The sequence below is a fragment of the Clostridium sp. DSM 8431 genome (genome assembly GCF_900116755.1).
Classification (GTDB): Bacteria; Bacillota; Clostridia; order Clostridiales; family Clostridiaceae; genus Clostridium.
In genome coordinates this window covers 1-6,341 of sequence record NZ_FPBY01000187.1, presented here as the reverse complement: position 1 = coordinate 6,341, position 6,341 = coordinate 1, and the positions used below count along the sequence as shown (strand labels likewise).

Here is a 6,341-nt window from a genome sequence, read left to right as displayed (position 1 = left end):
GGGTATCAACAAAATATTTAGCAAATTATTTAGCTCTTTTTAAATTTATATTTTCAAAATTTGATGAAAACCCAATAAATATAAAAGGAGAACATCCCTATTTAAGTACGAACTTCAAAGGACGTCCACCTATATTTGAATAGCTAGTTTTACTTATCACTCTATTTGAAAATACAGCCTTATTTTTTATGAGAATACAAGAATCTTCCATCCTCCACAGAAATATCTAATCTCTCTATTTCACATAAATAATCTATATAAGGTTTTAGCATTCTACTTGTCATATTATATTTACTAGATGTACCTAAACTTATGTCAAACTTCTCTACAGCAGTCTTTAATATTTCTTCAAAAGTCATTGGTTTTGTTATAAGCTCATATATTTTCATTGATCTACTTTCATAGAAATCTATGTTTTCATCAATAAGTTTTGTTATATTATCATATATTCCCTTATGTGAAACTATGTATTTACTACAATTTAAATAATAAAGCTCAGCTTTACTCTTCATATCTTCACCTAAAATATATGCATAAGGTATCTTAAACTTTTCTATAAGATCATAACTTATTAATCCATCTCCAACATAAGCTACATTATCAGGAGTTATTATAGCGATATGTGACACGCTATGTCCTGGAGTATGAAGTATTTTAAATGTAACACCACATATAGATACAACTCTATCATATTCGTTTATTATAATATCTGTTTTACACATAATATCACTATAATTATTTTTTATAAACTTCAATGTTTCATTATAAAGATACATTTTAAAATTATTTACTGAGCTGCATATTTCAGCTTCACATAAAGGCATTGCAATAGTAGCCCCATACTTTTCTTTGAAATATTCATTATTTCCAATATGGTCAATATGAGCATGAGTATTTATAATACCTTTAACTACTAATTTATTATCATTTAATATTTCTTCTATTCCCTTACCTTGCCTTCTTAATCCAGTATCAAGCATAATAATTTCATTTTCATTTATTTTATAAAAAGGTACATATGCTGTTCCTGTATCAATACAGTAGGTATTTCCTTTTACACTTAATATCTTCAATTATATTTCTTCTCCTTCATTTAAAATAACTTTAAATTTTTCTAAAATGTTACTCACATGTTTAGGTTCTAATGGTTTGTAGCTTTCCATATACCCTGATTCATCTAAAATCCTTGCTAAATCTTTAGTCATATCCATCCAAATTTCAGGGATAAAAACCCATACAATTTCTTCATATCTACAGCTTAAAAGAAAATGTTCCATTCCCCAAAAAGAGTATTCTTCAATATCATGAATCTCATTAAATATCTTATAATCATTTGCACACTCTTCAACTAACTTTTCGTTATATATATCTACAAAGAAAAAATCAAACTTTTGTCTCTCAGCTTTATATGCATCTTCATTTAATATCTTTATTTTTCTTCTGTTTTTGAAATTTCTCTTATAAAGTTCTATAACGCTGCTACTTATTTCATATACAACTACTTCTGTTACTTCTTTTTTATTTGCAAGCTCCTCTGCTAGATATCCAAGGCCTAATCCTACAATTCCTATTTTACCCTTAGCATTTTTAATAATTTCAAAATATCCCTCAATTTCTTTTGGGGTTAATTCCATAATTAGTTTATCGTCATTAAAAAGTTTTATTATATCTAAATTTTTATTTTTCTCTTCTTCATAAAGATAACCTGATAAACTTTCTTCCTTTGATTTTACTATGCTATACTGTCCACTTTCTGATTCAGAAATCAATTTATTATATCTATTGATTGTTTGTTTAATAAACCTTTCTTCATACGGCCTCATTATCTATAATCCCCTTATCCCTTATGCTTATTATTTTTACTGTCAAATATCATTTATACTTTATTATACTATAAGTATAGGAAATATAAACAGCGTAAAAGAAAAACTTCTTGAATTTAATATATACTATGTTATACTTTGTACTATAATCATTTCAAAAAAGGAGGAATTTTCATGAAAAATATGACTATAAGTGAAGAAGCATATAAGGAATTTAAAGAATTCTTAGATGAAAATAATATAGAAGATTATAATGTAAGAATAAATCTTGCAGGATATGGATGTAGTGGTCCAGCCTTTAATATATCAATAAGTCAAGCTACAGATACTGATGTAACTGAAGTTGTAAATGACATAACTTTCATCATGGAACAATCTCTAATTGATGAATTTGGTGGTTTCATAATAATGTCTACTGATGAAAATGAAGGAAGAGGTCTTTCATTAAAACCAGTTATAGCTCCAGAAGGTGGATGCGGAAGCTGCGGTGGATGTCACTAAGATTGTATAAAAAAATGCTGAAATAATTTTCAGCATTTTTTTATATTACACTAAATTCATAGTCTACATATTCTTTATTTATTTCATTATATCCTTCAATAACATCTATCCAATAATGTTTCTTTATTATTGTATTTTTTTTTATCCTCTTCATCATAATTTAGATTTTTATCTGAAAAGTTTTTATAATACTGAACCTTTTCTTTTTCAAGATTAAAAATTTCTATAAAATCTTGTCTTATATCTCCACTAAGTTCAATTTTATTATTATTTTGAATTTCACTTTCTAATAATTTTCCTAAAAAATCTTGTATTTTATAATTTATATCAATAGCAGTTAAGCTTGTGGTATCGATATTTTTATTTAAAATAACAAATCTCCTATTATCTTCGTAATAAATGTACTCATTCCATAAGTAATTTATAGCCTCACTTAAATTATTATAGTTTTTATATAACTTCAAAGCAGACATGCTATCTATACTTCCTATATAAAGCGTGTCCTTTAAAATCTGCTCATTACTTTCATGAATTAACTTTGCTTGTTTTATATAACTATAAGTTTCTGTTCCAATCTTATAACTATATTTATTTATTTTTAGTATAAGTACTGTATTTAGCATTAAACTAAGAATTAGCACTCCCGTAATAATCCATAAGTTCTTTTTAAATTTACCACTAACCTTTTTCATAACTTCCCTTTCTCTTTAGTATTTTATCTTGCCCAATCATGAATTACAGACTTAACCATTTCAAGAGCAGAGCCCTTTCCATCTCCCTTCTTAGCACTACTTTTTATCCTTTTTATAATACCATAGTTATCTTTTAGAGACATCTCTTCATTTCCTATTATAACCCATATTATGTCTCTTAGGCTTGGTCGTACAGTAAGTTTCTCTTCCCCTACTCCATCTGTAAAATATATAAGTATGCTATCTCTAATTCTATTGTCTCTTATATATTCGAACACAGGAGAAAATGCTGTAGACCCATTATTCTCAGTTCTCTTTTGAATATCTTTTATACTATTTAGAGTATAAATATTTCTTATCTCATTATCACATTCTATAATAGTTATATTTCCTCTTCTACTTTCTGTTATTGCTAATATTTCAATCATGACTTTTCTAATATCTTCATCACTCATACTAGCACTAATATCAATTGCCACTATTATTTCAGGTTTATGATTTGGAAGTCTCCCTCTTAAATCTAGTCTTTCAGGTTGTCTTCTATTTCTTCTTGTTACTGTTTTTTTATACCCACTTCTAATAGAAGGTAAAATACTTTTTAATATTTCTTCCCAGGAAAGTTCCTCTTTTTCATTAAAGGATTTAATTATTTTTTCTAAATCATTAGGTATATTTTTGGCACTTAAATTCACTGCTATTTTCTTAGTATTTCCTTTAATATCTTCTTTACTAAGATCTGCTTCATTCCATAATTCATGGGCTTTTTTTATATCAATCTGCCTAACTACAGAATCATTATCATCTAAATCTTTAACAACCTTTTTCTTATTTATAGCTTTTTGAATCTCTTCTGCATACTGCTCAATAGTCATATCTTCTTTTAAATTTAGATTATATTGCCTATTTATGCCATCAAGTCTTTTAACTTCTGGTGGAAGATTTTTTATATACTGATTAACTGATATATCAAGTGCTGTATTTATAGCTTCACTGCTATATCTATTTTTCAAATTCTCTGTTCTCTCATAATGAGAATACATTATATGATATATTTCATGCTTAAACAAAGAAATCATTTCTTTTTTAGTGTACTCAAGGAAAAGAAGAGGATTAAAATACATCTCAAATCCACTATTTATAGGAACTGTAGCTATTGGCCAAGAAATATCAAGCCTTACTCCTCTTTCAAACCTAAGCATAAAGGTTCCAAAAAAGTCATCTTCTCCGTCAATCATATCTATAATTATTTCATTTACAAAATCTAAAAATTCTCTAACATATGCTGATGTTAAATCTTCATTAAATCGAAAATCAAGTGCTCTCTTTAATAGAGAATTTACCTTTTCTTCAAACATATTATCACCTAAACTCTAACGTAAATTTCAAAAAAAGCATTTAAAAATTCATCACACTGTAATAACTTTTCATATAGTTCTTTAGAATAATCTCTTTTTATTTCTTTCATAATTCCAAGCCTTAGATCCTTAGGATAAAAGCTTAATAAATTAGAAAATATCTTTATATAGTTATCTTTATCAAGGTTACTTTCTAGATAATTTAGAGAATTTTTTGCTAAAATATATAATCTTGAATGTGATTCATTCTTTATATCTTCTTGTAACTCTATAGGAATAGCATCATAAGAAAATAATTTTTCTGCATCTATAAGTGGCTTTTTTAAATTAGTTAAGAAGATTGTCAAATCTGCTGTTATACTATCTCCTACATTTCCTCTTACAACATTTATAAATGTCTTAAATGAATATTCTTTTTTACTTTCTGATACTTTTTTATATACCTTATAAGCCTTTGAAATTCTTTCCCAGCTCCTTGGGGTAGCCTTTAAAGTTTCCCTTGAATCTGGTGTGTGAAGATAATGAGGGAAAGCTGATAAAAATTCTATAATATCTTCATGGATTCTTCCTTTTTCCATTCCCCATTTAATCCATTCTTTAATGTCAGACTCCATTTCAATCCATACAAATCTATCTTCTTGAGCTTCATCCATATCCACAACTTGATAATTACTGTCTCTGTAATTTTCATATTTACTAGATGGGTTCATCGCAGCTATTATATGTACATGTTCCCCTAACTTAAAACCATTAATTTCTCTATTTAATATCAAATTCATAAGTTCCTGCTGTACTGCATGATCACATCTATTTAATTCATCTATAAATAATAAAACTTCGTAATTGTTCTTTAAGGCCTCATCAATTTCAGCTAACTTATAATGAGTTGCATAAATAGTTTTACCATTAGATATTGTTGGAAGTCCTCCAATTTCTCCTTCCTTTAAAAGATTAGCATCTATATTGACTAAGTAGTATGAATTTTCTTTTGCTATAGTACGAGCTAGTGCTGTTTTACCTATTCCACTTTCACCAATTATAAGAGGTACATCATTAGCTGCAATTATTAAATCTACTGTCTCTAAAACTTCTGAAAACTTCATTATATATACCTCCTACTTTGAAAGCTTGTAATCTACAAGCATAATTTTAGTTTTCTTACTTCCATATTCATATATAAATCTTATCTTATCCATTTCTAATATCTCAAGCTCAATAAAATCTTTCATATACTCTTCTGTCATATTATCTTTCTCAAGCTTTTCCATCAATACTTCTACTACTAATTCTGGATCTATTAATTCATATACGTACTTAACAACTTTTATATTATCACTTATAAATATTTTTAATTCTTCAATATCGTAATTACAGAAACTTATAGCTTCTTCATTTTCTATTATAGCTTTTCTTTTAGCTTCAAGACTTGGGTTACTGATATATTTTATAGCATTCCAAGACTTTTCTATTGCCATAAGCTGAGTTTCTTTAGAAGGATTCTTAATATATTTAATAGCATCATAATCATTATTAACTGCTAAAAGGCATAGTTTTTCATCTGGAGCTTCAATATACTGTATAGCCCACCCCTTTACCTTTACAGCTTCCTCTAAAACCTTGTAAGATGGATTTTTAATATACTTTAGAGAATTCCATAAAAGCTTAACAGCTAAAACTTGAAGCTCCTCTTCTAAATCATCCATATATTGAACTGAAAGAGGATTACTTTCTATTGCTATCTTCCTCATTTCAAAGCTCTGATTCTTTATAAACTTAATAACATTTCCATTTTTCTTTACTGCTGCCATTATAATATCATCACTTGGATTTTCTATTTTTTCTAAAAGCATAGGATTTTCTTTTACCTGTTTTAATAAAACTTTTTCCTCCATATTCAAATCTGCTACTCAAAATATGGACAATTATACCCATATCGAGATTTTTCCTTATTCATCGTGTCCTATTTTGTA

At 27.2% G+C, this 6,341-nt stretch carries 7 protein-coding genes; 1 reads left to right on the top strand and 6 read right to left on the bottom strand.

Annotated features, from left to right (window positions below; all coding sequences use genetic code 11):
* Nucleotides 1-179: 179 nt before the first annotated feature.
* Both BM384_RS14665 and BM384_RS14660 read right to left on the bottom strand, forming a co-directional pair.
* Nucleotides 180-1,073 carry an MBL fold metallo-hydrolase gene (locus tag BM384_RS14665; RefSeq protein WP_090014684.1) on the bottom strand — a complete coding sequence of 298 codons (894 nt, stop codon included), beginning with the start codon at nt 1,071-1,073 and terminating at the stop codon, nt 180-182.
* Entirely contained in the window at nt 1,074-1,823 is a 750-nt protein-coding gene (locus BM384_RS14660; RefSeq protein ID WP_090014682.1) for an rRNA adenine N-6-methyltransferase family protein, read from the bottom strand.
* Nucleotides 1,824-1,997: 174 nt separating this feature from the next.
* Between BM384_RS14660 and BM384_RS14655 the strand changes: the two genes are divergently transcribed.
* Nucleotides 1,998-2,324 carry a HesB-like protein gene (locus BM384_RS14655; RefSeq protein WP_090014680.1) on the top strand — a complete coding sequence of 109 codons (327 nt, stop codon included), beginning with the start codon at nt 1,998-2,000 and terminating at the stop codon, nt 2,322-2,324.
* 95 nt (nt 2,325-2,419) lie between these two features.
* Here the strand turns inward: BM384_RS14655 and BM384_RS14650 are convergent, their stop codons facing one another.
* The 4 genes from BM384_RS14650 to BM384_RS14635 are packed head-to-tail and all read right to left on the bottom strand — an operon-like array spanning nt 2,420 to nt 6,263.
* Nucleotides 2,420-3,016 carry a hypothetical protein gene (locus BM384_RS14650; protein WP_090014678.1) on the bottom strand — a complete coding sequence of 199 codons (597 nt, stop codon included), beginning with the start codon at nt 3,014-3,016 and terminating at the stop codon, nt 2,420-2,422.
* A gap of 23 nt (nt 3,017-3,039) precedes the next feature.
* On the bottom strand, nt 3,040-4,371 hold the full coding sequence (locus BM384_RS14645) for a vWA domain-containing protein (protein ID WP_090014675.1): 1,332 nt from the start codon (nt 4,369-4,371) through the stop codon (nt 3,040-3,042).
* Between the two features lie 8 nt (nt 4,372-4,379).
* On the bottom strand, nt 4,380-5,474 hold the full coding sequence (locus BM384_RS14640; protein ID WP_090014673.1) for an AAA family ATPase: 1,095 nt from the start codon (nt 5,472-5,474) through the stop codon (nt 4,380-4,382).
* A 12-nt stretch (nt 5,475-5,486) separates the two neighbouring features.
* Complete coding sequence (locus tag BM384_RS14635; protein ID WP_090014671.1) at nt 5,487-6,263, bottom strand: hypothetical protein; 777 nt, start codon at nt 6,261-6,263, stop codon at nt 5,487-5,489.
* Nucleotides 6,264-6,341 lie beyond the last annotated feature (78 nt).

Bases quoted from the DNA above. Each gene is read 5' to 3' on its own strand.
- BM384_RS14660 (WP_090014682.1), bottom strand. From the start codon at position 1,823: ATGAGGCCGTATGAAGAAAGGTTTATTAAACAAACAATCAATAGATAT.
- BM384_RS14655 (WP_090014680.1), top strand. From the start codon at position 1,998: ATGAAAAATATGACTATAAGTGAAGAAGCATATAAGGAATTTAAAGAA.
- BM384_RS14650 (WP_090014678.1), bottom strand. From the start codon at position 3,016: ATGAAAAAGGTTAGTGGTAAATTTAAAAAGAACTTATGGATTATTACG.
- BM384_RS14645 (WP_090014675.1), bottom strand. From the start codon at position 4,371: ATGTTTGAAGAAAAGGTAAATTCTCTATTAAAGAGAGCACTTGATTTT.
- BM384_RS14640 (WP_090014673.1), bottom strand. From the start codon at position 5,474: ATGAAGTTTTCAGAAGTTTTAGAGACAGTAGATTTAATAATTGCAGCT.
- BM384_RS14635 (WP_090014671.1), bottom strand. From the start codon at position 6,263: ATGGAGGAAAAAGTTTTATTAAAACAGGTAAAAGAAAATCCTATGCTT.